19 protein-coding genes are annotated in these 24366 nt (G+C 56.9%); 18 read left to right on the top strand and 1 reads right to left on the bottom strand.

The window, feature by feature from the left end; genetic code table 11:
• Positions 1-250: 250 nt before the first annotated feature.
• The 4 genes from ACJ8M3_RS16965 to ACJ8M3_RS16980 all read left to right on the top strand — a co-directional run bounded on the left by ACJ8M3_RS16965 (position 251) and on the right by ACJ8M3_RS16980 (position 5332).
• A complete protein-coding gene (locus ACJ8M3_RS16965; RefSeq protein ID WP_033644660.1) occupies positions 251-823 on the top strand; it encodes a sorbitol dehydrogenase family protein in 573 nt (190 codons plus the stop codon).
• A 3-nt stretch (positions 824-826) separates the two neighbouring features.
• Positions 827-2482, top strand: a complete 1656-nt coding sequence (locus tag ACJ8M3_RS16970; protein ID WP_442514710.1) for a GMC family oxidoreductase — start codon at positions 827-829, stop codon at positions 2480-2482.
• Complete coding sequence (locus tag ACJ8M3_RS16975; protein ID WP_047026457.1) at positions 2479-3897, top strand: cytochrome c; 1419 nt, start codon at positions 2479-2481, stop codon at positions 3895-3897. The genes ACJ8M3_RS16970 and ACJ8M3_RS16975 overlap by 4 nt, the downstream gene beginning before the upstream one ends.
• Positions 3898-4129: 232 nt before the next feature.
• Positions 4130-5332: a lactonase family protein gene (locus tag ACJ8M3_RS16980; RefSeq protein WP_089197430.1), complete on the top strand. Its 1203-nt coding sequence runs from the start codon at positions 4130-4132 to the stop codon at positions 5330-5332.
• A 186-nt stretch (positions 5333-5518) separates the two neighbouring features.
• On the opposite strand, the gene ACJ8M3_RS16985 is transcribed toward ACJ8M3_RS16980, so the two are convergent.
• Positions 5519-5857, bottom strand: a complete 339-nt coding sequence (locus tag ACJ8M3_RS16985) for a hypothetical protein (protein ID WP_142076063.1) — start codon at positions 5855-5857, stop codon at positions 5519-5521.
• 499 nt (positions 5858-6356) lie between these two features.
• Between ACJ8M3_RS16985 and ACJ8M3_RS16990 the strand changes: the two genes are divergently transcribed.
• The 14 genes from ACJ8M3_RS16990 (at position 6357) to ACJ8M3_RS17055 (ending at position 24352) form a co-directional block, all read left to right on the top strand.
• Complete coding sequence (locus ACJ8M3_RS16990; RefSeq protein WP_072626982.1) at positions 6357-7652, top strand: lysine N(6)-hydroxylase/L-ornithine N(5)-oxygenase family protein; 1296 nt, start codon at positions 6357-6359, stop codon at positions 7650-7652.
• Positions 7653-7702: 50 nt separating this feature from the next.
• On the top strand, positions 7703-8587 hold the full coding sequence (locus ACJ8M3_RS16995) for an ATP-grasp fold amidoligase family protein (RefSeq protein WP_033651313.1): 885 nt from the start codon (positions 7703-7705) through the stop codon (positions 8585-8587).
• Positions 8588-9201: 614 nt separating this feature from the next.
• Positions 9202-10116: an alpha/beta hydrolase gene (locus tag ACJ8M3_RS17000; protein WP_089195188.1), complete on the top strand. Its 915-nt coding sequence runs from the start codon at positions 9202-9204 to the stop codon at positions 10114-10116.
• Positions 10117-10532: 416 nt separating this feature from the next.
• Positions 10533-10943 (top strand): GNAT family N-acetyltransferase, encoded by a 411-nt coding sequence (locus tag ACJ8M3_RS17005; RefSeq protein ID WP_019453029.1) that lies wholly within the window; start codon positions 10533-10535, stop codon positions 10941-10943.
• A gap of 27 nt (positions 10944-10970) precedes the next feature.
• Positions 10971-11660: a helix-turn-helix transcriptional regulator gene (locus tag ACJ8M3_RS17010; RefSeq protein WP_033644646.1), complete on the top strand. Its 690-nt coding sequence runs from the start codon at positions 10971-10973 to the stop codon at positions 11658-11660.
• 20 nt (positions 11661-11680) lie between these two features.
• Complete coding sequence (locus ACJ8M3_RS17015; RefSeq protein WP_033644921.1) at positions 11681-12982, top strand: cytosine permease; 1302 nt, start codon at positions 11681-11683, stop codon at positions 12980-12982.
• 534 nt (positions 12983-13516) lie between these two features.
• Entirely contained in the window at positions 13517-14131 is a 615-nt protein-coding gene (locus ACJ8M3_RS17020; RefSeq protein WP_033644644.1) for a helix-turn-helix domain-containing protein, read from the top strand.
• Positions 14132-15028 (top strand): queuosine precursor transporter, encoded by an 897-nt coding sequence (locus ACJ8M3_RS17025; protein ID WP_033644642.1) that lies wholly within the window; start codon positions 14132-14134, stop codon positions 15026-15028.
• The gene (gene queF, locus ACJ8M3_RS17030) at positions 15006-15845 is read left to right on the top strand and encodes an NADPH-dependent 7-cyano-7-deazaguanine reductase QueF (RefSeq protein ID WP_047575474.1); all 840 of its coding nucleotides are present in this window, start codon (positions 15006-15008) and stop codon (positions 15843-15845) included. Before ACJ8M3_RS17025 ends, queF begins: the two co-directional genes overlap by 23 nt.
• Positions 15846-15968: 123 nt before the next feature.
• Positions 15969-18116 carry a phosphocholine-specific phospholipase C gene (locus tag ACJ8M3_RS17035; RefSeq protein ID WP_089197433.1) on the top strand — a complete coding sequence of 716 codons (2148 nt, stop codon included), beginning with the start codon at positions 15969-15971 and terminating at the stop codon, positions 18114-18116.
• A gap of 86 nt (positions 18117-18202) precedes the next feature.
• Positions 18203-19339, top strand: coding sequence for an ABC transporter substrate-binding protein (locus tag ACJ8M3_RS17040; RefSeq protein ID WP_033644639.1), 1137 nt, complete (start codon positions 18203-18205; stop codon positions 19337-19339).
• Between the two features lie 160 nt (positions 19340-19499).
• Positions 19500-21623: a TonB-dependent receptor family protein gene (locus ACJ8M3_RS17045; protein WP_033644638.1), complete on the top strand. Its 2124-nt coding sequence runs from the start codon at positions 19500-19502 to the stop codon at positions 21621-21623.
• Between the two features lie 197 nt (positions 21624-21820).
• Positions 21821-22747: an aminoimidazole riboside kinase gene (locus ACJ8M3_RS17050; protein ID WP_033644636.1), complete on the top strand. Its 927-nt coding sequence runs from the start codon at positions 21821-21823 to the stop codon at positions 22745-22747.
• 195 nt (positions 22748-22942) lie between these two features.
• Positions 22943-24352 carry a carbohydrate porin gene (locus ACJ8M3_RS17055; RefSeq protein ID WP_089197719.1) on the top strand — a complete coding sequence of 470 codons (1410 nt, stop codon included), beginning with the start codon at positions 22943-22945 and terminating at the stop codon, positions 24350-24352.
• The last annotated feature ends 14 nt before the right edge of the window (positions 24353-24366 follow it).

Below are 24366 nucleotides of genomic sequence, written 5' to 3' on the forward strand. Positions count from 1 at the left end.
AAACAGAGCCCCATCACATAATCCCCTGCCGTTATTAAAAATAAACCAAAAATGCGGTCGGCACTCACCTTGTGATTTTTTGATAAATACCGTCCGTTGCCGCTGCTAATTTACCGACAGGCGTTCTTAAAACATCACATCGGTGAAGATCGTCATATCACCGTAATAGAACGCTTAATTTAGCCTGCTCACCCACTGATATTTTGGCCTTTTTTGGCTCTGGCATTAAACACCCGTTGAGAAAAAACATATGGAATATGGTTTATCAGACAATGGCGAACAGCCGGATCAACATGGCAAGGGCGTCAGCCGCAGAAATGTCTTGCTCGGCCTGGCGTCAACGCTTGTCGCCACCGCATTGGCCGGCGCCCCATTCCTCACGCTGGCGGAACAGCATACCGCCGCGCAAAACCCCCTGCTTTTTGCCCGTTTCTTCGCGCTCTCCCTGCAATTGACAGAACGTCAGGATATTGACCCTGGCCTTTCGGCTCGTATTTTCACTGCGTTGAGCCTCGCAAACCCGCAATTCTCATCACAGGTTGAGCGATTAAGCGCACGCGTGAAGGCCGGACAAAGCGCCCGGCAACTTCAGCAAATCGCCGGCCAACTGGGGCTCTCGGCATTGGTCTCGGCCATCGTCACCGCCTGGTATACCGGTACCGTGGGCCAGGGGGCAAACGCCAGTCTCATCGCTTATAAAGATGCCCTGATGTATCGCCCGGTTAAAGACGCCTTGATTGTGCCCACCTATTGCGGCAACGGCCCGCTTTGGTGGACCGTCGCCCCACCTGAGGTTAACGCCTTACTGCCCTCTGAGAGCTGAATCATGAAAAAACCGGTATTCACGGCTGATGGCGATGCCTCGGCCGATATTGTCATCGTCGGCTCGGGGATCGTCGGCGGCATGATGGCGGACCAGTTGGCCGGCCAAGGCTATTCCGTGCTGGTATTGGAGGCGGGCCTGCGTATCGATCGCGCGCAGGCCGTCGAAAACTGGCGCAATATGCCGTTTGATAACCGTGCGGGCTCCGATTTTCAAGGCTTGTACCCGCAATCAGCCTACGCCACCGCGCCGCTCTATTTTCCGCCAAACGATTATGTCGCGTTAAGTGGCCCAAGCGCGGACAGCTTTAAGCAGGGCTATTTACGCACCGTGGGCGGCACGACCTGGCACTGGGCGGCCTCCTGCTGGCGCCATCTGCCAAACGATTTCAAAATGAAAACGCTGTACGGGGTTGGCCGCGACTGGCCCATCGCCTATGACGATCTCGAGCCCTACTACTGCCGCGCGGAGGAGGCGATTGGCGTCGCCGGCCCAAACGATCCGGCCAAACAATCGCCTTCAGCGCGCAGCAAGCCTTATCCCATGGATATGGTGCCCTGGGCCCACGGAGATACGCGGTTCGCCGAAGTGGTCAACCCGCACGGTTACCGCTCCGTACCGATCCCCCAAGGGCGCAGCACGCGACCATGGCAGGGGCGGCCCACCTGCTGCGGCAACAATAACTGCCAACCTATCTGCCCGATTGGCGCCATGTATAACGGCATCCATCACATCGAACGCGCCGAAATGAAAGGAGCGCTCGTGCTGGCGGAAGCGGTGGCGTACAAAATCGATACCGATGGGCAAAATCAGGTTACCGCCGTGCATTGGCTGGACAACCAAAAGCGGTCGCACAAAGCCAGCGCCAGCGCGTTCGTCCTGGCATGCAATGGCATCGAAACCCCGCGCCTGCTGTTGATGGCCGCCAATGCGCAAAACCCGAATGGGATCGCCAACAGCTCCGATCAGGTTGGCCGCAATATGATGGATCACTCCGGCTTTCACTGCACCTTCCTGGCGAAAGAGCCGCTGTGGCCAGGACGCGGCCCGGCGCAGAGCAGCTGTTTGGTCGGCCCGCGCGATGGGGATTTCCGCAAGCATTACTCAGCCAACAAGATGATCCTCAATAACATCAACCGCGTTTTGCCGGCTACGCGTCATGCCCTGGCGCAGGGCCTGGTGGGGAAAGCGCTGGATGACGAGATCCGCCGCCGCGCGGCGCACGGCGTCGATTTGTCCATCAGTCTGGAACCGCTGCCCGATCCCAATAACCGTCTGACGTTGAGCGCAACGCGCAAAGACGCCCACGGTTTGCCTTGCCCGGACATTTACTATGACGTGGGGGACTATGTGCGAAAAGGGGCTGAAGCGGCGCACCGGCAGCTCAAGCATATTGGCCAATTGTTTGATGCCGATGAATTCAACATCACCACCAGCCTGAATGCCAATAATCACATTATGGGCGGCACCATCATGGGCAACGATGAGAAAAATTCCGTGGTGAACGGCGATTGCCGTGCGCACGATCATCCGAACCTGTGGCTGCCCGGCGGTGGCGCCATCCCTTCAGCCAGCGTGGTGAACAGCACGCTGACGATGGCGGCCCTGGGCCTTAAAGCGGCGGACGACATTGCCCGCAAACTGGCGGTGAAATCATGAGAAAACCTGCAAGGATAGCCTGGCTGGCGCTGCTCCTCGCGGCGGGCGGCGGCTCGGCGTTCGCCGCCGACGAAGGACCGTATTTCAGCGCCGAGCTGATTGAAAAAGGCGAGCGGCTCGCGGTGGCAGCGGACTGCCAGGCCTGCCACACCCAAACGGGAGGCGGCGAGCGATTTGCCGGCGGTTACAGCATCGCCACGCCGGTAGGCGTGATTTACACCACCAACATCACCCCCGACAAGGAAACCGGCATTGGCCGCTACAGCGAAGCGCAATTCGCCCGCGCCGTGCGTGAAGGCATTCGCGCGGACGGCACCCCGCTGTACCCGGCAATGCCTTATACGTCATACGTCAAATTGAACGACGAGGACATTCACGCGCTGTACGCCTACTTTATGAACGGCGTCGCCCCCGTCGTTCAGCACAACAGGCGAACCGAACTGCCCTTCCCCTTTAACCTGCGCTTTATCATGCCGGCCTGGAACAGTTTGTTTCTGGAAGAGGGGCATTTCAGCGCCGACAGCAGCGAAGATGCGCAATGGAACCGCGGCGCCTACCTGGTCAACGGCCCTGGACACTGCGATACCTGCCATACGCCGCGCAACGTGTTACTGGCTGAATACAGCGGGCAACCGCTTTCCGGCGCCATGGTCGGCAGTTGGTATGCGCCCAATATTACTTCCGACCCGATCAGCGGCATTGGCGGATGGAGCCAGGCTGAGCTAATCCAGTATTTGAAAACCGGGCGCGCGGCGGGAAAAAACCAGGCGGCGGGGGGCATGGCAGAAGCGATAGAAAACAGCCTGCAATATTTGTCGGACGACGATCTGGCCGCGATTGCCGCTTACCTGAAAAACAGTCCGCCGATCAGAGATCGACGCGATACGCGGCCGGCAGACAGCTTTGGCAAACCGTTCAACGTTGAACCCGAGCTGCGCGGCGCGCATCCGCCGACCGCCAACGAGACGGTGATTGACGGCGCCGCCTTGTTTAGCGGCAACTGCGCCAGCTGCCACCAACCCGACGGCAGCGGCAGTCAAAACCAGGCCTATCCATCGCTGTTCAACAACACGGCGACGGGCTCGCGCAATCCCTCCAATCTGATCTCGGCCATTTTGTTCGGCGTCGAGCGCCGCGTCGGGGATCAACATATCCTGATGCCGAATTTCGGCCCGCAATCCTATGTCAATCCCTTGAACGACCAACAGATTGCGGCGATCGGCAACTATGTCTTGCAACATTACGGCAACCCCGCGGCGCACGTCACCGCCGAAGACGTTGCGATCCTCAGACGAGGGGGCCCGGCGCCGTTGCTGGCCGAGATGCAGCCCTATATGGCACCGGGGTTGGGCGGCGGCGCGCTGGCGCTACTGGCCGCCATCGCGTGGCGGGTGCGCAAACGCCGCGGCGCGTGATTCATGCCAATTAAAGCTCCCTACGCTGGCGGCCGCAGGGAGCTTGTCTGCCGGCGCGCAAGGCTCTGATGCCATACGCCAATGATGTGCTAAAAATAGGCCCCGCCGGCGTTTTGCACTATTTTGGTTATGTCTGCCTGTTCATTCTGGGCGGTGCCTCGCTACGACGATAAACCCTGTACACCGTTCGCCTCGGTCACAAAACACAGTCAATCACGCCAGGAGCCCGACCATGAAAAACGCAACGTTCCCCAGCATCGCCAAGTTTTCCTTTCTGTCTTTATTATTGCCGGCCTGGATCACCCAGGCCGCTCCCCCGCAGCCGCAGCCGGGCAGCACCGCGCAAATCGTTTTGATTGGCACCTGGACAGGGGAAAGAGACGGCGATCGGGTTCAGCCGCCCGTTTATCCCAGCCAGGGGATGTATCGGTTGGCGCTCAACGAAGACGGCAGCCTGCTGCCATTGAATCGCATAAAAATGGACAGCCCTTCCTGGATAGTTCTGAGCAAAAATCGCCAATTTGCCTATACCACCAATGAAACTCAGCAAGGCCAAATCAGCACGCTCAAGCTCGGCAAAGGCGGCGACCCGCAACGCATCAGCGGCATCGACTCGCAGGGACAAGAGCCGACGCATGCCGCCATCAGTCCAGACGGGCGCTACTTATTGGCCGCCAATTACTCCAACGCCCCCGGGCATGCCAGCGTCATCGTGGCCCCCATTCTCCAGAACGGTGAACTCGGCGAGGTGCTGCAGCGCTTTCCCTTCACCAAGGGCTCAGAGGCCGTTGCCGAGCGGCAAGCCAGCGCCCATATTCACTCCGTCAACTTCACCCCCGACGGGCGCATGATGTACGCCGCCGATTTGGGCGGCGACATCATTCATGCCTTCTTCTACGACGCGGCAAATAAGGCCGCGCCGTTCAGGCTCGCGCCGGATTACGATTTGTCGTTTCCACCGGGCACCGGCCCGCGACATATGATCTTTTCCGCAAATGGCAGATTCGCCTACGTGATCAGCGAAATGTCGGCGAATATTTTTGCCTACCAGATTAATAACGATCGGTTGGAGAACATCCAGACATTAGCGCTGACGGAAAGCGCCCGCGCGGATGCAAAGGGCGGCGGCGGGCTGGCGTTTTCCCCTGACGGAAAATACCTCTATGCGAGCAATCGCCAAAAAACCAACGAAATCGTGGGTTATAAAATTAACCTGGAGAATGGCAAACTCACACTGATTGGCCGCACGCTTTCCGGCGGAATCGAACCGCGCGCTTTCGCCTTCGATAAAAGCGGAAAGTTTTTGCTAGTCGCCAATGTGTTTAGTAATAACGTTACCGTATTACAACGCGATCTGGATACCGGCGAATTATATGGCAACGGCGTAAGCGTCCAGATAGGTACGCCAACTGACGTTAAATTTATCCACGAGTAAATTATTGCTGCGGCAATCCGTTTGTCGCAGCGCCAACATCGATTCTCTTGCCCACGAGCGCCATACTTTACCCCATTCCCATGGCGTTTAACGCTCAGGTAATGAGAATCATCATCAGCGGCAAAGGAATTATAAAAGAGAAACGCCAAAACAATTCAAACCGGGTTGATATCATGGCGGCTACATTCAGGTAAGTTCCGGCGGCACACGGATATCCTTGCACGTCACGCCGTCGCTGAACCTAAACGAACCTAAACGTCCAACTGTCGGCCAATCGGTTTTTAATTGGCGCTTTTCCAACGCCAACAGGCGCCTCTGTATATAACATGAACATTCACTCATTGAAATTAATGCATATAGGGATAATTTCCCGCCGCACAGGCCCGCAAACAACAAAACTGGGCGCATTGGCCGATGTGAAAGCGGATACCCCCATGCCGCCCAGACGCAATAGCTCTCGCATCCAAAATATAATAACACATTGAATATAATGATGAAAATATCATCAAAACGGCCTGATTTCATAATTTCACTTTAATTTCATCTTTTCAAAAAGCGCTCAACGCCTAATATCATGTTATTTCACCTTCCCAGAATCCTTTTTAACGCTATTCTAAGCAGCGAATACCTGATTCAAGAAACACAAGCCGAACGCAGAACGGCGTATACACGTTAACAGTCAATAGTCGATGCCAATCCCATGCGGCTTATCCTCTTTGCAGAGTGTCGTTTACATGGAATGATGAACGCGGTTTCTAAGATTATTGCTTAAGAATATTAATTAAACACATACGCAAGCTTTCGCAGGGACTTTCATGGAAAGAAATACACCCGTAGCCTTTACCTGATGTGCTACCGAATTCTAAACGGGCATTTAAAAATGACGCATTTTTAACCCGCATATCTTTTAATTATTTTTAATTCATGTCGTTTACTTATAAGAAAAAGGCAGCCTGGTTGCTATAAGCCAACCCCTTTGCAGCCGTATTTCTGGGTATTATTCTCATTATACTGGAGCTTATTAATGAATCAGCGTTTCGATATCATCGGCATTGGCCTTGGCCCGTCGAATCTTAGCCTGGCGGCCTTAGGGAGCGAAATCGAGGGATTTACGGGGCAATTCCTTGAGCGCAAACCTCATTTCTCCTGGCACCCGGGCATGATTTTGGCTGACTGCAACATGCAAACCAACTTTTTAAAGGATTTGGTGAGCGCGGTTGCCCCAACCAATCCCTACAGCTTTCTCAACTATCTGGTAAAAAACCGAAAATTCTACCGTTTCCTGACGACCGAACAGCGTACCGCATCGCGTGAAGAGTTCGCCGATTACCTCACCTGGGCCGCAAGCGGGATGGGATCGTTGGCGTTCAATCAAGACGTTCAGCGAGTCGAGTTTGACGATCGGCAACGCCAGTTCGTGGTGACCACCTCACGGGAAATCTTCCACGCCAGACACGTAAGTATCGGTATTGGCAAGAAAATAAAGTTACCGGACTGCGTGACGGCGCAAAACGATCGCTGTTTCCACGCCAGCGAAATGATGCTGCGCAACCCTAATCTGGCAGGCAAACGCGTGGCGATCGTCGGCGGCGGCCAGAGCGGCGCCGATCTGTTCCTGAATATTTTTAAAGGGGAATGGGGGCAGCCAGAACAACTCGACTGGATATCGCGGCGCAACAATTACAACGCGCTTGATGAGGCGGCCTTTGCCAATGAATATTTCACGCCAGATTACGTCGAGAGTTTCTACTCACTGGACAGCGCGGCCAAGCGGCATATGCTGGCCGAACAAAAGATGACCTCAGACGGCATCACCAGCGAGTCGCTGCTGGCCATCTATCGCGCCATGTACCACCGCTTCGACGTACTGCGCGAGAAATTATGGGTGCGCCTGCTGCCCAGCCGTTCGCTGACGGCCGTAAAACACACGCTGGATAACGCCTACCAACTCGAAACGCGTCATCATCTCGATCACGGCGAGGAAACCTTCAAGGCGGACGTGGTGATCTTTGCTACCGGTTATCAATCGGCGACGCCTGAATTCCTTGCGCCTCTGGCCCACCGACTGTTGACCACGGCGGACGGCGAGTACCGCATAGCCCCGGACTTTACCTTTGAGTGGGAAGGCCCGGCGGAGAACTGCTTATTTGCGATGAACGCCAGTATGCATAATCACGGCATTGCCGATCCTCAGCTGAGCCTGATGGCGTGGCGTTCGGCCCGCATTCTTAATCGGGCGTTAGACCACCAGCCATTTGATTTGGGAACAACGCCGACAGCCATTCAATGGCGCAGTGAAGGCGCGCCACCCGCGTTTTAAATACAAGAACGTCTTAATCATTGTCACTATGCTTTGATGGAATTACGTATATGAAAAGACAAATAAACAAGTTCATTATGAATCAGTTGGCCGTATTGGCCCCCGAATTCAAGGCCAGATTGATCTACAAAAGAGCATTTGGCAAACCGCTGAACTTGCAGGCGCCATCGACCTGGAATGAAAAAATCAATCACCTTAAGTTGAATGACTACAGTAAAAATGCCTTAGTCACTCAATGCGCAGATAAATATGCGGTTAGAGAGTACATCAAGGCAAAAGGATGTGAAGAGATCCTTAATGAGCTGTACTTTGCCTGTGATTCGGTACAGGAGATCCCATGGGAAACGCTGCCTGAGAAATTTGTCATCAAGGGAAATCACGGCTCAGGATATAATTTAATTTGCCAGAATAAACAATCGTTGAACATTAAAAGCGCCTCCCAGCTGATCGATGGCTGGATGAAAGACGATTACTGGAAAACCTATGTAGAACTCAACTACAAAGGGATACAAAAAAAGATCATTGGAGAAAAGTATATCGAATCGGCCAATGGTCACGGGCCTGAAGACTACAAAATTTATTGTTTTCGCGGCGTGCCTTACTGCACCTTGCTGTGCGTCGGCAGGGATACCGGGACGCCGAAATATTACTTCTTCGACAAAGATTTCAAGTTCCTTTGCTATAGCGAGGACTGCCTGGCGTTGAGCCAGGAGGAGATAGACGCCTTCGTGAAACCGGAGGGATACGATGAGCTGTTTGAGTATGCCGCTCGTTTGTCAGCGCCCTTCGAGTTCGTACGCGTTGATTTCTACATCTCTCAGGGCCAAATCATTTTCGGTGAGCTGACCTTTACCCCCTCGGCCGGGCTGGATACGGATATTCTGCCACCGACCGATGTTTTGCTTGGCAAGATGCTGACGCTGCAACAGCACTGATTATCATCAACAAAAGGCGGCGCAATTCCCCTGCGCATCCATCAAACAGGAGATACCGGCCGGCGTTTTCGCAGGCCGCCCGCCGGCATCTCACTGTGGGGCGGCGGGCCGGCACCGCCCCGCCACCTGCGCTTTATCCACTGCGGAGTGGCTTGCACCGCCATCGGGAACGTTCCCCCTTGGGCGACATAACCCCTTGAAAAACAATGGCATTAGAACATTAATAAGAATCGTTTACATATTTATAATAAAATGTTCTATATGTATAGGAAGCTATAATATAAGATACCGGAAAGTTTCCCTGGTGTTGTTGTGTGTCTTTGCCCTATTTTATAGGGCTTTTTTTTCGCTAACACCCATTGATGATTGAGTGTTTTTGCACCCATCAGCAGATTACCCCCTCAAAAAAACATAATCATTTCTAATTAATCGTAACCCTTCTTATTCCTGACTTGCCAATAATAACAATGAGTTGCTATTAACCCTGCGAAGCATCAGGCAGCCACCGCCTGACCCCGGCCGCACTTCGCCACTGAAATACCCGCCCGAAGGAGAGGTTTTTACTGGGCGCGTACCGATGCTAATATCGGCCTTTTTCGAGGACGCTGACCCGCATGTTATTGTCTCACCGGCATTTTATCTGCACGCTTCTGGCGCTCGCCATCGGCTTTTGGTTGCCGGGGGCCGTGCAGGCCAGGCCCGATCTGGAACGCAGGATCGGCGTGACCGTCGCCGATAGCGACTCTGCGGATTACCGCTTCAGCGATCTGCGCTTCACCTCCGCCGATGGTCAACGGCGTTACCGCGTCCGTATCGCCCAGCCGCGTCGGGCGCCTGCGCCTGACGGCTATCCGACGATTTATTTCCTCGACGGCAATGCGGTGCTGATGGAGCTGAACGCCAGCTTACTGGCCAGATTGGCGACGGCGAAGCGGCCACCGGTGCTGGTGATGATCGGCTATGACAACGATCTGCGCATCGATGCCGCCGGCCGCGCCTACGACTATACGCTGCCTCTGCCGACGGGCATGAAGAAACCGCCGCAGGCGGGCGGGGGCGCGGAGGCCTTCCTGCAATTGATTGAAACGCGGATCAAACCGGCGATCGCCGCCAAACTGGCGGTCGATCAGCAGCGGCAAACGCTGTGGGGCCATTCCTACGGCGGGCTCTTCGTTCTGCATACGTTATTCGCCCATCCCGCCGCCTTCCAGCATTATATCGCCGTGGAACCCTCGCTGTGGTGGGGCAACGGCATGATCCTGCAAGAGGCGCAGCAGTGGGCGGAACGGCATCCGACGCCGGCGGCAAGGCTGCAGTTGTGGGTGGGTCTGGCGGAGCGCGAGCGCGCGGCCCCGCCCGGCGTGAAGAGCCCTGCACTGCCGGCGAACGCGGCGCAAATGCTGGCGGAACGCCTGGCAAAGCTCGACGGTCTTACCGTCGGCTATCGGGAGTGGCCCGACTTGGGACACGGCGCCATGCTGGGTGCCGCCATCGAGCCGGCACTGAGCAGCGTGGCATATGAAGACTAAAGGAGGGTATCGACCGCATTTTCATCGGCGGCTCATATCTTCTGATAAGAAGAGCGTTTAATATCTGAGACAGCGCGCAGTCATCGCGGAACGCATGCGCAAAAACAAAGTGGCTCCCCCGTCGGCAAGTTAGCTTGCTCTATCCGGTGGAGCCGTACAGTACTGCAGTTTTCCCGGTGGGGCCCTGGTGAGGCGCAAGTAGGAAAAGATGGTGTTGGCAGGGCATTTCAGCGTTTTAATACTGCCTGTTTCGCTATTTTCTTCACCCTGTGATGCTTACTATAAGCGCCCGCCTGCACGGCGGAAAAGGGTGAAAACCACCCTTGAAATACATTAATAAAAGTGATAATAGAAGCGGTTGGGGCGAAAGCGTCTAGTTCAGATTTGAATAATTAAATCAGGGAATTATATTAAAAATGAATATTAATATCACCGACAAACCCAACCCGCAGGATGAAGAGTTCGTTATCGACAGCCTCTGGGCGCACAACCATAAAACCCAGCCCGTAGACATTCACCCGCTGTTCCTGACCGTCACCGACGACAACCAGCAGATCGTCGGCGGTCTGGTCGCACGTACCTGGTGGGGCGGCCTGGAAGTACAGTATCTTTGGGTCGGCGATCAATGCCGCAAAAGCGGTTACGGTCGCCAACTGATGCAGCTAGCCGAAGAAGAAGCCCGCAAGCGCGGTTGCCATATGGCCTACGTCGATACCTTCGATTTCCAGGCCAGAGGCTTCTACGAAAAACTGGGCTACCGAGTCTATGGCGAGCTGGGTGACTATGCGCATCGCCATACCCGCCATTACCTGGCTAAAAGCCTGTAACGCGGCCTGAGCGGCGCAGAGGTGGGTATGGGTTCATCGCATAAAAATAATGAATCTTATTTCAAGGGCCTCATCACCATGATGGAGCACCTGAGCGAGCCCTGGGGCATCAAAGACCAGCTGTCCCGCCACCTCTATATGAACCGCGCCGCTTATCTCTATACCAATACGCCGCTGAATTTCGACGTCGCCGGAAAATATGACCACGAATTCCCCGCCGACTGGGCCGATTCCGCCGCCGACTTTATCGAGCATGACAAGATGACCGAAGCGGCGCGCGATCGGGTCACGGTCATCGAGACGCACTACTGGTATGGCAAAGACAGCCTGACGCCGTTTATCAGCGAAAAGCTGCCGGTCTACAACGATGACAAACAGGTGATCGGCGTGATCTGGAACGCCAAGCCGATGAACAGCCTGTCGCCGCTGAAATACATCAATCAGCAAAAACCCAGCATTTTGACCACCGAAGTTAACAACGAGCTGTTCACCCGCGCCGAGCTCGATGTCATTTTCCTTATGCTGCAGCGATTTACGGTGAAAGAGATCGCCAAAATCTATAACGTCAGCAATAAGACCATCGAAAACCGCATTTATAATATTTACCAGAAGGCCAACGTGCATACTCAGCAACAGTTTGAGGAGTATTGCAAATACGCCAACCTGGATAACTATATTCCCGATCGCCTGATAACCAAGGGCATTCAGTTTATTTGAACCGCAAGGAAGATCTCACCGTGATAAAGATCGAAGATTATCCGCTCACCCGGGTGCCGCAGGATAAAAGAGTCTCGTTTTTAAGCGTGGCCATCGTGCATATGGGCATGCTGACCGCGCTGGACCAGTTCATGCTCGGCGCCGTGCTCGGCAACTCCATGACGCTGATTGACGCCTTCACCGCCATTTTCGTCGGCAGCCTGATCTTCGGCGTGGTGACCTATGGGCTTGGGATGGCGGGCATGCGCGAAGGGATTTCCGGCAGCCTGCTGGCGCGCTGGTGCGGCTTTGGCCGCCTGGGCTCGGTGCTGATCGGCGTGGTCGTGGCCGTCAGCCTGCTGGGCTGGTTCGGCATTCAAAACGCCATTTTCGCCAAGTCGCTCGATTTCGCGCTCGGCAATAAGCTGGGCTTTGGCCTGGCCGCCGGGCTCTCGGGCACGCTGTTGACCATCCTGGTGGCATTCGGCTTCAAGGCGTTGCGCATCGCCGCCCGTATCGCGGTGCCGATGTTCATTATGCTGGTGGCCTATATTTCGGTGACCGCGCTTTCCGGCCATAACCTGCAGGAGATCATCCAGCTGGCGCCGCCGGGTGAACCATTGACCATCAGCGCCGGCATCACCATCGTCGTCGGCGGCGCCATCGTGGCCAGCCTGATGACGCCCGATCTGACCCGTTACTCCAAAAACGGCAAACACGTGCTCGGCGTTACGATCTTCACCATCGTCGCCGGCGAGTTCGTGGTGAATGGCCTGGCTATCTTGATCGCCAAAACCCTGGGCACCGCGGATGTGGTCACCATCATGTCGCAAGCGGCCGGCGGCGCCGGTTTGCTGGTGGTGGTGTTTTCCACCCTGCGCGTCAACGATCTCAACCTGTACTCCTCTTCGCTGGGCATCGTCAACGCGGTGGAAGGCATCACCGGCAAAAAGCTGAAGTACACCTACACCACGTTGGCGATCGGTATTCTGGGCACCACGCTGTCGGTGCTGGGCATTCTCGACCGCTTCGTCGACTTCCTGACGGTGCTTGGCGTGGTCTTCCCGCCCATTATCGGCATCATGCTGGTGGACTATTACCTGCTGCGCAGCCACCGCAAAATCCTGGACGAGAGCCGCCGTACGGGCCAGTTGCCGAACGAAACCCCAACCATCGGCTGGGCGGCGATCGTCGCCAGCATCGCCGGCGGCGCCGTTGGCCTGGCGACCGAATGGGGCGTACCGACCATCAACTCACTGGTGGCCGCCAGCCTGCTGTATTGGGTGCTCAAGCTGGCCTTCAGTCGGGCGCAAAAACCCCTGGCCTCGCAGAAGTCGCTCTGATTTTCGCACAGGCGTTAACGCACTCCTCCGATGACGGGGGAGTGTTTTATTGCTCGCAAAGTGCGGAGTTCAGCGCAAAGGAATAGGCCGATCGTGCAGACAAACGGCCGTGGTGATGAGGGTCCCTGGTGTCGGTAGCAAGCTATCCATTATGCTCAGAGTGCGGGAACATCCCCCTCTGAGCTTTTTATTATAAAAGTCGTTAGCTTCAGTGTTTTGATCGTAAAGAAAAACTTCAGCTTGCATGAACAGTAGCCCATGAAATCGCCTTTGGTCAACATAAAAGTGAACATAAAATTGGCTTTTGTGTTCACTTTTCCATAAGCAAAAGCTAATCAATTGATTTGCACAGCTTTATCATTTCCCCAAACCGCCTTCCGCATCCACGTCGCCCGCCCCCCGCCAAGCCGCTGACAGAAAGCAATAATTAACGAAAATAATCAGTCTGTTATCCTATTCCCTGCGCCTTTTTATCTGGACAACGCCAACGCGTAAGATATAGTGAAGCCAGCGTAATGTTTGTAAGGACAGCCTATGAAAACCCCCAACGCACAGCGCAAAATCAACATCATTAAAAATATTGAATATCTAATGCGTACCCGCGGTGAAACCAAGGCTTCCTTTTCCAACCGCAGCGGCCTGACGCGCACTACCCTATACAAAATTCTTGATGGAAGAGTGAACAACGTTCAGCAATCCACCGTTAATCGGATTTCCGATTTTTTCGGTGTCTCCTGTGAAGAGATCGAAGACTACGATCTGGAAAAACTGGAGCTGCTCAACGAAACGTTGTCCACCGAAGGCAACAAGAACCCTTCCGCCATTCCGGTGATCCCGCAGTCGCGCTATCTGGCCGTCTCGCAGCGCAAGATCGGGCAACTGGTCACCGAGTTTCCTTTGACTTATTTCTTCGGCGATGAGTCGAACATGTTGGCAATGAAAATAGAGACCGAAATTAAAGGGTCATTCATTCCGGGCGAAGTCATTATCATTAAACGTCCGCCGGTACTGATTTGCGATTCACCTTTGCTGTATCACTCGGGAAAAAGCGGCTTCTTTGTGGTTGACGACAAAGACAGCGAAAGCATGGACAAACGCCTTCAGGAGACGGTGCAATTCCTGGGTTATATCGTTGGAGAAAGGTTATAAATGGAACCGAATCAGAAGTTCAAGCTGTTGGGCTTCACCCGACATGGCACCATCGCGGCCAATGTCATGGTATTGGCCACCGGCAAAACCATTACCATGGGGCTCAATGAGCTGGCCGACAGCGAAATATCGGAAGATCTGAGCCGGCACGAGCTGCAGGCGCTGTACCGTAAACTCTACGGCGACAATCAACAAAAAACCGCCTATGAGCTCAGCGATCGCCATGAACGTTCCTGGTACGCCTACCTGATTATTACCGTGGCGCTCAGCGTGATTTATATCTTCTCGACGCTGTGCGGCGTCAAGCCGATCCAAATTCCGGTGCTGAATCTCATCACGCCGCCGGCGATCTTCATCTATCCGCTCACGTTCATTCTGGTGGACATTCTCAACGAGTTCTATGGGTTGCGGCTGGCCAGACGCACCATCATCATCTCGTTCATCGCCAACCTGACCTTCGTTCTCGGCGTCTGGGTGACGACGCTGGTGCCGAGCATTCCACAGTGGGAGTACAGCGAGACCTACAACGGCATCGTGCACAGCATCATGGCGGTGCTGGTGGCCTCTTCGGCGGCCTATCTGATCTCCGAGAACGTCAACTCCTATCTGCTTTGCAAGATCAAGGAGTTGACCAACTCCCGCTACCTGTTCGTGCGCGTGATCACCAGCACCGTAATCGCATCGGCCATCGACAGCGTGGTGTTCTGTACGCTGGCGTTCTACAACGTGCTGAGCTGGGACATCATCAAAACCATGATCCTGTCTCAGTTCCTGATCAAGGTGGTTTACGCCCTGCTGGGCGTCGGGCCGATTTACGCCACCCGCAGTCTGTTTAACCGCTACATCAATACCGAACAAGCAAAGGGCAATGAATATGCATATCCAAAAGCAAGATAAGATCACCCATCTTGGCGCGAACTCCGATTATCCGGACCAATATGCTCCCGCATTGCTCGAAGCCTTGCCGCGCGCACGCGGCCGCGATCTGATCGGCGTGGACGAACGGCAGCTGCCGTTCAGCGGCTTTGATCTGTGGACCGCCTTCGAGTTGTCGTGGCTCAACGGCAAGGGCAAACCGGTGGTGGGCATCGGCGAATTTACCTTCCCGCACTCCTCTTCCAACCTGATCGAATCCAAATCGTTCAAGCTGTATCTCAACAGCTTCAACCAAACGCGCTTCGACAGCGTGGAACAGGTGAGCGCCGCCATGCAGAAGGATCTGTCGCAGGCGGCCAATGGCCAGGTCACCGTCAAGCTCTATCCGGGTCTGGAGGGTTATCCGGCGCAGATCGATCGTCTGCCGGGCATCAACATCGACGATCTGGATATCGCGGTCGACGACTTCGCCTTCAAACCGGAATACCTGAGCGGCGCGGCCGATCAAGGGGAGCACGTAGCGGAGACGCTGTCTTCCAATCTGCTGAAATCCAACTGCCTGGTCACCAACCAGCCGGACTGGGGCAGCGTGGTGATCCGCTATGAAGGCCGCAAAATCGATCGCGAAAGCCTGCTGCGCTACCTGATCTCCTTCCGCCAGCACAACGAATTCCACGAGCAGTGCGTCGAGCGCATTTTCAACGACATCAAGCAGAGCTGCCGCCCGGAAAAACTCAGCGTGTTCGCGCGTTACACCCGCCGCGGCGGCCTGGACATCAACCCCTTCCGCAGCGATTTCGAAACGGCGCCGACGCTCGGCCGCCTGATCAGACAGTAAGCCTCATCCCCCAATGCTCCCGCCAGGGAGCATTGTTTCTCTCGCTTTCATCTCCCTGTTATTTTTCGCCATTATCGTCGTCAGCGGCTATCTTCAAAGCACACTGACGGAGATTAACGACGCATGCCTGACCTTTCTCGCAGAGACATCCTGCGGGCTGCCGCCATCGGATCGGCGTTCTCGCTGTTGCCCGCCTCGATTCGCAAAGCGCTGGCCATTCCCGCCAATAACCGCACCGGCACCCTGCGCGACGTCGAACACGTGGTGATCCTGATGCAGGAGAACCGCTCTTTCGATCACTACTTCGGCACCTTGCCGGGCGTGCGCGGCTTCAGCGATCGATTTACCATTCCACTGCCCGGCGATCGCCTGGTCTGGCAGCAACAAGGCGCCGAACGGCTGGTGCTGCCCTACCATCTGGACAGCAAACGCGGCAACGCCCAGCGCGTCACCGGCACGCCGCACTCGTGGGTGGATGAGCAAGCCGCCTGGGATCACGGCCGCATGAGCGCCTGGCCCACCTACAAAACGCCGGCCTCGATGGGCTACTTCCGCCAGCAGGAGCTGCCGTTCCAGTTCGCGCTGGCCAACGCCTTCACCCTGTGCGATGCCTATCACTGCTCCATCCACGCCGGCACCAACACCAATCGGCTGTTCCACTGGACCGGCACCAACGGCCCGTCCGCCGCCGACGTGGCGGTAGTGGTCAACGAATGGGACAGCCCCGGCCCGGCAGAGATCGGCTACCGGTGGACCACCTATCCGGAACGGCTGGAGGCGAGCGGCGTCAGTTGGAAGGTGTACCAATTCCTGCCGGACAACTTTACCGACAATCCGCTGGCGGGCTTTCGCCAATACCGCGCCGCCAGCATTCAGGTGGGCAACCCAGCTCGGCCGCCAAAAGACTTCAACGCCTTCGTGCCTTATCGCGACGAGCTCAACGCGACCGCGCCGCTGTACAAAGGCAACGGCAACACCCTGCCGGCCGCCGACGGCAACGATCTGGACACCATGCTGGCCGGATTCCGCACCGACGTGCAGCAGGGCAAACTGCCGCAGGTCAGTTGGATCATCGCGCCGGCGGCCTATTCGGAACATCCCGATCCCTCCAGCCCGGTGCAGGGCGGCTGGTTCACCCAAGAGATCCTCAACGCGCTGACCGACAACCCGGAGGTGTGGAGTAAAACCGTCCTGCTGGTCAACTACGACGAAAACGACGGCTTTTTTGACCATATGCCTTCGCCTTCCGCGCCGTCGCTGCGCGAAGACGGCAGCTTCGCCGGTAAATCGACCGTACCGTTCGACACCGAGATCTTCCAGCACGTGGCGCCGCCCGGCTCGCAGAACCAGCCGCCGCCGGACGGCCGCATCTACGGCCCCGGCCCGCGGGTGCCGATGCTGGTGCTGTCGCCCTGGAGCCGCGGCGGCTGGGTCAATTCGCAGGTCTTCGATCACACCTCGGTGCTGCAATTCCTGGAAAAGCGCTTTCAGGTGCATGAACCCAACATCAGCGCCTGGCGCCGCGCGGTGTGTGGCGATCTCACCTCGGCGTTCAACTTTGTCGATCCTAACGGCGAAGCATTGCCGAGCCTGCCCGCCACCAGCCGCCACGCCGCCGACGGTCTGCGTCAACGCCAGGAGCAGCTGCCGCAGGTGCCGCTGCCGCCGCCCGCCCGCCAGCGTTTGCCACACCAACGCCGCCTGGCGCGCCCTTCTCGCGCACTGCCCTATCAGCTGCACGTCGAGGCCAGCGTCGCGGCCGAGCAGCGGCGCGTAACGCTGAACCTGTTCAATACCGGCGAGCAAGGGGCGGTGTTTCACGTCTACGACCGGCGAGATCTGACGCAGATCCCACGCCGCTATACCGTCGAGGCCGGCAAGGCGGTCAGCGACGACTGGCAGACGGAGGACGAGTACCATCTGTGGCTGCTCGGCCCCAACGGCTTTCATCGTGAAATGCGCGGCGCGCTGAGCCGGCCGCAGCCGGAAGTACGTTTGCGCCCGACGGGCCGCAGCCTGCTGCTGCAGTTGGATAACCCGGGTGCCGAAACGGTGACGGTCACTCTCGACCGCTGCCCTTACACGCAACAAGGCCCGTGGCCCATCACGCTGCCTGCGGGCGGCAGCCACCGCCAAACGTTTGACGCCCGCGCCAGCGGCGGTTGGTATGATCTTGCGCTGCACAGCGCCGGAGGCTGGCGGCGCCGCCTGGCGGGCCGACTGGAGGATGGCGAACACAGCGTCAGCGACCCGCTGATGGGCCAGGAGTAGCCTATCGACAGCGAAGAGGTTCAAAAAGCGAAAGGATATCGCTTATCATTGCGTTCTCGTTCCTAGCCGATTACTCAAGGATCTCCATGTCCGCTGTTCTTATCGCCAAAGCCGGCCGCTGGCTGGCCGCCTGCGTTTTGCTGTTGGCCGGCGCCGCTCAAGCCGCGCCGATCGTCGTTACCGATGTCGCCGGCCGTCAGGTTACGCTGCCGCAACCGGCCAAGCGCGTTATCCTGGCCGACGCCCGCGCGCTGTTGGCGCTGAATATTCTGCATCCGCAGGAGCCGCTGAAAAACATCATCGCCTGGGACAACTCGCTGAAGGTCAAAGCCCCGGATCTGGTTGAGGCCTATGCGAAAAAATTCCCGCAGGTCATGCAAATCCCCACCTTCGACAACCCCTACACCAGTGACTTCAGCGTGGAGAGCGCGGTGGTGCGCCAACCGGACCTGATCATTTTCGACATCGGTCTGCTGAGCAAATTGAAGGACAGCGGCGTACTGACCCAGCTGGAAAAAGTCGGCATCCCGGTGCTGATCATCGATTTCCGCCAGCAGCCGCTGACCAACACCGTCGCCAGCATGGCGCTGTTGGGCAAAGTGTTTGACGAGCAGCCCAACGCCGACGCCTTTATCCGTTTCTATCAGCAACGCCTCGAGCTGGTGCGCCAGCGCGTCGCCACGCTGAAACCGGAGCAGCGCCCCAGCGTCTTCATCGAACGCAGCGCCGGCATCAAAGGCGAGCAGTGCTGCAATACCTTCGGCAAAGGCAGCTTCGGGCAGTTTATCGATACCGCCGGCGGCGACAATATCGGCAGCAAACTGTTTTCAGACATGGGCGGTGAAGTGAACGTCGAACAGGTGATCGCCAGCAATCCGGATTTCTATCTGCTGACCGGCGCCGACTGGAGCCGTGGCCATCGCGGTACGCTGGCCGTGCCGCTGGGCTACACCACCGATATGGCCACCAGCCAAAAGAAACTGGCGCATCTGCTGGATCGCACCGGCATTAACGTGTTGAAAGCGGTGAAAGAAAAACGCGTGATGGCGATTTATCATCAATTTTACGACACGCCGCTCAACTTTATCGCGGTCGAGGCGATCGCCAAATTCCTGCACCCGGCGCTGTTTAAAGATATTGATCCGCAAGCGGATATCGAAAGCGTGCACCAGAAATTCACCGCGCTGGATTACAGCGGGGTCTTCTGGCTTACGCCGCAATAATCCCCGCCAGGGCCCGCCAACCGGGCCCTGCTACCGGCATCCTTCATGTAGTTACCCGCTTAACTATTCCATAACAATTCTATTTACTTGCCAATAATTATCATTAAGATTGTCGTTTCTAAAAAAACACATCCGGGTCTGAAACTTCTAAGGCATTATTATGTCAATTCTTTTTCGCCTCTCCCTGCTGGCGACCTCTATCGCCGTTGCTTTCCCCATCCTTGCTGCTGATAACTCATCTCAAAACGATGCCGATACGGTAACCGTCGTCGGCAACTGGCTGGACAACCCTGATACCAGTTCGGTGCTGCTCAACCATCCGGGCGCGCGATCCATCGTCACTCAGCAGCAGATGCATGAGCAAGGCGACCAAACCATCGCCGACAGCCTGCGCGGTGTGCCCGGCGTGCAGGTGCGCGACAGCAACGGCACCGGCGGCAGCGACATTTCGCTCAACGTCGGCGTGCGCGGCCTGACCTCACGCCTTTCTCCGCGATCCACCATTCTGATGGACGGCGTTCCGTTGGCCGTCGCGCCTTACGGCCAGCCACAGCTGTCGATGGCGCCGCTGTCGATCGGCAACCTGCAATCGGTTGACGTGGTGCGCGGCGGCGGCGCGGTGCGTTACGGGCCGCAAAACGTCGGCGGCGTGATCAACTTCGTCACCCGCGACATTCCAAAAGCGTTTGGCGGCACCGCCGGCGTGCAAACTCAGGGCGCCAGCCACGGCGGCCTGAAGACCCTGACCAGCGCCTCGGTGGGCGGCACCGCAGATAACGGCTTCGGCGCCGAGCTGCTTTACTCCGGCCTGCACGGCCAGGGCTACCGCGACAACAACGACAACACCGACATCGACGATTTCATGCTGAAAACGCGTTATGCGTTCACCGATCGTGACGAACTGCTGGCCAATTTCCACTACTACGACGCCAAAGCCGGCATGCCGGGCGGGCTGAGCAGCGCGCAATACGCGCAGAACCCGTTCCAGTCCACGCGTCCCTGGGACCAGTTCGAAGGCCGCCGCAAGGATATGTCGTTCAAATACAAACATCAGGAAGACGACAAACAGTTCGAAGTGTTGACCTACTTCACCGACAGCTACCGCGGCAGCAACATCGAGTCGGAAGGCACCGGCAAAAATGCCGGGTTGCGGCGCATGGTGTCCTATCCGCGCCACTATTCGACCTGGGCGATCGAACCAAGCTATTCGCAACTGTTTCGCTTCTGGGATATGGCGCACGAGATCACCCTCGGTTACCGCTACCTGAATGAAACCATGGATGAAAAGGCGTCGCGTTCGGCCTGGTATAACCCGGCGAATGTCGGCGCCACGCCGGATACCCCGGACTATTACCAGCACACCTCCGGCGGCACCGCAGCCAACGCGTTCTATATCGACGATACCATTAACGTCGGCAACTGGACGGTCACGCCGGGCCTGCGTTATGAAAGCATTCGCACCCACGTGGACGATTCGTTCAACAACATCAGCCGCGAGAAAAGCTACAGCGAACCGCTGCCGTCATTGAACGTGATGTACCACCTGTCCGACGCCTGGAAACTGTTCGCCAACGCCAACACCTCGTTCGGCAGCATGCAGTATTTCCAGCTGACCAAAGGCGGCAACGGCAACCAGCCTGCGCCGGGGCTGACGGCGGAAAAAGCGCATACCTATGAGTTCGGCACCCGCTACGACGACACCGTGGTCAAGGCCGAAGCCACGCTGTTCTATATCGACTTCGATAATCAGCTGCAATACATCAGCAACGATGTGGGCTGGACCAACATGGGCGCCACCAAGCACAAAGGCATCGAGTTGGCGCTCAGCTACGATCTCAGCGAGCTGAACCGCGCGCTCGACGGCGCCAGCGTCTACACCAGCTATACCTACACCAAGGCCAGCACCGACAAGGGCGACTTCGCCGGTAAAGACCTGCCGTTCTACTCGCGCCAGGTCTATACCGTCGGCACGCGCTACGCCACCGGCAACTGGGTATGGAATCTGGACGGTTACGCGCAGTCCAAACAGCATTCGCCGGGCACCGGGCCGGAGTACGTCACGCAGGAAAGCGCCGATGGTCAATTCGGCAATATCGCCGGTTACATGGTGTGGAACATGCGCGGGGAATATAATTTCGGGCCGCAGCTATCGAACCTGACGCTGGGCGCCGGGGTGAAAAACCTGTTCGATCAGCGCTACTTTACCCGCTCCAACGACAATAACTTCGGCAAGTACGTCGGTGAACCGCGCACCTTCTTCGTGCAGGGTTCCGTCGCATTCTGACTCCCAGCGCCCACTACAGGCGCTTCGTTCATCCATACCGCCCGCTCGCATCGCGGGCGGTATTTCCTGCGCCTGACCCGCCCTATTTTTTGATCTTCCTCACTCCCCAAACGCCTGACGCATTATTTCATTGCTTTGCTAAACCGGTTCTTCTATTTTAGCCACCCATCAGACATCGGTAGAAACAGGGATTAAGCATGGCGAATCGCGTATGGGTGCTGGGCGACGCAGTGGTCGATTTGGTGCCAGAAAATTCAAACAGTTATCTTAAATGCCCCGGCGGCGCGCCGGCTAACGTGGCGGTGGGCGTCGCCCGCTTGGGCGGCGACAGCGCCTTTATCGGCCGAGTGGGGCAAGACAGCTTCGGCGCCTTTCTGCAGCAGGTGCTGAGCGAAGAAGGGGTGGATATTGACCATATGCTTTCGGATCCCGAACACCACACCTCCACGGTGGTGGTGGATCTCGATCAGCACGGTGAGCGCTCATTCACGTTTATGGTGCAGCCCAGCGCCGATCTGTTTTTGCAGCCCGACGATCTGCCGGCTTTCCAACGGGGCGAATGGCTGCACCTCTGCTCCATCGCGCTGTCGCAGGAGCCCAGCCGCAGCACGGCCTTTACGGCGATGGAACGCATGCGGGCAGTCGGCGGCCGGGTCAGTTTCGATCCCAACATCCGCGAAGAGGTCTGGCGTCAGCCGGAAGCGCTGCGCCCCTGCCTGCAAAAGGCGTTGCTGCTGGCGGACGTGGTGAAACTGTCGCGCGAAGAGCTGGTTTTCATCAGCCATCTTGACGATGTGGAGAACGGCATCCGCTGGATGATGCAAACCTACCCGTTGCGCCTGTTGCTGGTCACGCTGGGCGGCGACGGCGTCTACGTGCATGACGGCCAACGGCTGCGTCATTTCCGCGCGGCGCCTGTCGTGCCGGTCGATACCACCGGCGCCGGCGACGCGTTTGTCGCCGGGCTGTTAGCGGCCCTGGCGCGCCTTCACGCATTGCCGCAAGAAGCGCAATGGCCGGCGATTATCGCCCAGGCTCAGGCCTGCGGCGCGCTGGCCACCACCGCCAAAGGCGCCATGACCGCCCTGCCCCGCGCCGAAGAGCTCGCCGCTTTTCTGCGCTGATCCCCTGCAACCACGGCGACCCCCTGGGCGCCGTGGTCTTTTAACCCCACGATTTGCGCACTCGATCACAATAGCTGAATCGGGTTAGCAAACTTGATTGCCAGTCAGCTTCTCGATCGTTATCTTTCGCCATGAAAAACCGGTTTAGCAATTTAGCAAAAAATAATAACAACCCTTCCCGGATGATAGACGATGATGAAAAAACTCAGCTATTTGGCGATAACAACAGGGCTTTTCCTCTCCACTTCTGCCGCTGCAGCCTCCGGCGACGGCAGTATCGAGGCGCGTCTTAACGCGCTGGAACAACGTCTGGCGCAGGCGGAACAGCGCGCCGCTCAGGCTGAAACCCGCGCCACGGCGGCGGAACGCCGGGCGCAACAGCTGGAGCAGCGCACCGCCAGCACCGAGCGGCAAACCGCGCGGGTCGCGCAACGCGCCGCCGCGCTGGAAACGCAATCCCCCGTGACCGGCGCGCTAAAACTGAACGGCTTCAACGATCTGAAGCTATACGGCGACGTGGAGTTCAATCTGGACGGCGCCAGCCGCAGCGGCCAACTGACGTCGTTGAAAGGCAGCGATCACAAGGATTGGAAACCCGGCAACAAAGAGCGCTGGGACATCAACGGCCGCATTCTGGTGGGGCTGGACGGCTATCGCCGCAATCCGGACGGCAACTTCTCCGGTTTCAGCGTCCAGCCGCTGGCGGACATGACCGGCAAAATGAACCTGGACGACGCCGCTTTCTTCTTCGGCAATGAAAAGAACTGGCAAACCAAAATCGGCCGCTTCGAAGCCTACGACATGTTCCCGCTGAATCAGGACACTTTCATTCAGTATTCAGGCAACACCGCCAACGATCTTTACGCTGACGGCTTTGGCTATATCTATATGATGAAAGAAGGCCGTGGTCGCAGCAGCAGCGGCGGAAACCTGATGTTGAGCAAATACGCCGGGGATGTCTATTTCGAACTGAACACGCTGGTGGAAGACGGCACCTCACTGTTCCAGGACAACAGCTACCACGGCAATGCGCTGAACAATAAGAAAAACGTCGCCTATTTGCGCCCGGTGATCGCCTGGAAGAAAGAGGCCTTCAGCATCGCGGCGGCGATGGAAAGCAACGTGGTGAATAATGCCTACGGCTATCAGGACAGCCAGGGCCGCTTCGTCGATCAATCCAAGCGCAACGGCTACGGCATGACGATGAGTTGGAACAACAGCGCCGCCAACCCGGATAACGGCGTGGTGGCCAACCTGAGCACCGCCTATCTGGATGCCTCAGGCGAGCAAGACTTCACCGCCGGCGTCAACGTGCTGTGGCGGCGCTTCGAACTGGGTTATATCTATGCGCACAACAACATCAAAGAGTTCAATACCGCCGGGATCGCCGCCGATATCCACAACCCGCTCAGCGAACCGGGCAACTACGACATCCACACCGTTCACGCGTCGTATCAGATACCTAACATTATGAATATGAAGAATTTCAACCTGTATTTAGGCGCCTATGTGTCGCTGCTGGAAGCCAACGCCGACAACAAGATCGCCAACGGCGACAACGACCAGCGTTACGGCATGCGCGCCAGATTCAAGTATTTCTTCTGACATCGATTCACGGC

Origin of the sequence: Serratia sp. CY55921 (assembly GCF_052167655.1) — a bacterium.
GTDB classification, from domain to species: Bacteria; Pseudomonadota; Gammaproteobacteria; order Enterobacterales; family Enterobacteriaceae; genus Serratia; species Serratia ureilytica.

Bases quoted from the DNA above. Each gene is read 5' to 3' on its own strand.
- ACJ8M3_RS16965 (WP_033644660.1), top strand. From the start codon at position 251: ATGGAATATGGTTTATCAGACAATGGCGAACAGCCGGATCAACATGGC.
- ACJ8M3_RS16970 (WP_442514710.1), top strand. From the start codon at position 827: ATGAAAAAACCGGTATTCACGGCTGATGGCGATGCCTCGGCCGATATT.
- ACJ8M3_RS16975 (WP_047026457.1), top strand. From the start codon at position 2,479: ATGAGAAAACCTGCAAGGATAGCCTGGCTGGCGCTGCTCCTCGCGGCG.
- ACJ8M3_RS16980 (WP_089197430.1), top strand. From the start codon at position 4,130: ATGAAAAACGCAACGTTCCCCAGCATCGCCAAGTTTTCCTTTCTGTCT.
- ACJ8M3_RS16985 (WP_142076063.1), bottom strand. From the start codon at position 5,857: ATGAAATCAGGCCGTTTTGATGATATTTTCATCATTATATTCAATGTG.
- ACJ8M3_RS16990 (WP_072626982.1), top strand. From the start codon at position 6,357: ATGAATCAGCGTTTCGATATCATCGGCATTGGCCTTGGCCCGTCGAAT.
- ACJ8M3_RS16995 (WP_033651313.1), top strand. From the start codon at position 7,703: ATGAAAAGACAAATAAACAAGTTCATTATGAATCAGTTGGCCGTATTG.
- ACJ8M3_RS17000 (WP_089195188.1), top strand. From the start codon at position 9,202: ATGTTATTGTCTCACCGGCATTTTATCTGCACGCTTCTGGCGCTCGCC.
- ACJ8M3_RS17005 (WP_019453029.1), top strand. From the start codon at position 10,533: ATGAATATTAATATCACCGACAAACCCAACCCGCAGGATGAAGAGTTC.
- ACJ8M3_RS17010 (WP_033644646.1), top strand. From the start codon at position 10,971: ATGGGTTCATCGCATAAAAATAATGAATCTTATTTCAAGGGCCTCATC.
- ACJ8M3_RS17020 (WP_033644644.1), top strand. From the start codon at position 13,517: ATGAAAACCCCCAACGCACAGCGCAAAATCAACATCATTAAAAATATT.
- ACJ8M3_RS17025 (WP_033644642.1), top strand. From the start codon at position 14,132: ATGGAACCGAATCAGAAGTTCAAGCTGTTGGGCTTCACCCGACATGGC.
- queF (WP_047575474.1), top strand. From the start codon at position 15,006: ATGCATATCCAAAAGCAAGATAAGATCACCCATCTTGGCGCGAACTCC.
- ACJ8M3_RS17035 (WP_089197433.1), top strand. From the start codon at position 15,969: ATGCCTGACCTTTCTCGCAGAGACATCCTGCGGGCTGCCGCCATCGGA.
- ACJ8M3_RS17040 (WP_033644639.1), top strand. From the start codon at position 18,203: ATGTCCGCTGTTCTTATCGCCAAAGCCGGCCGCTGGCTGGCCGCCTGC.
- ACJ8M3_RS17045 (WP_033644638.1), top strand. From the start codon at position 19,500: ATGTCAATTCTTTTTCGCCTCTCCCTGCTGGCGACCTCTATCGCCGTT.
- ACJ8M3_RS17050 (WP_033644636.1), top strand. From the start codon at position 21,821: ATGGCGAATCGCGTATGGGTGCTGGGCGACGCAGTGGTCGATTTGGTG.
- ACJ8M3_RS17055 (WP_089197719.1), top strand. From the start codon at position 22,943: ATGAAAAAACTCAGCTATTTGGCGATAACAACAGGGCTTTTCCTCTCC.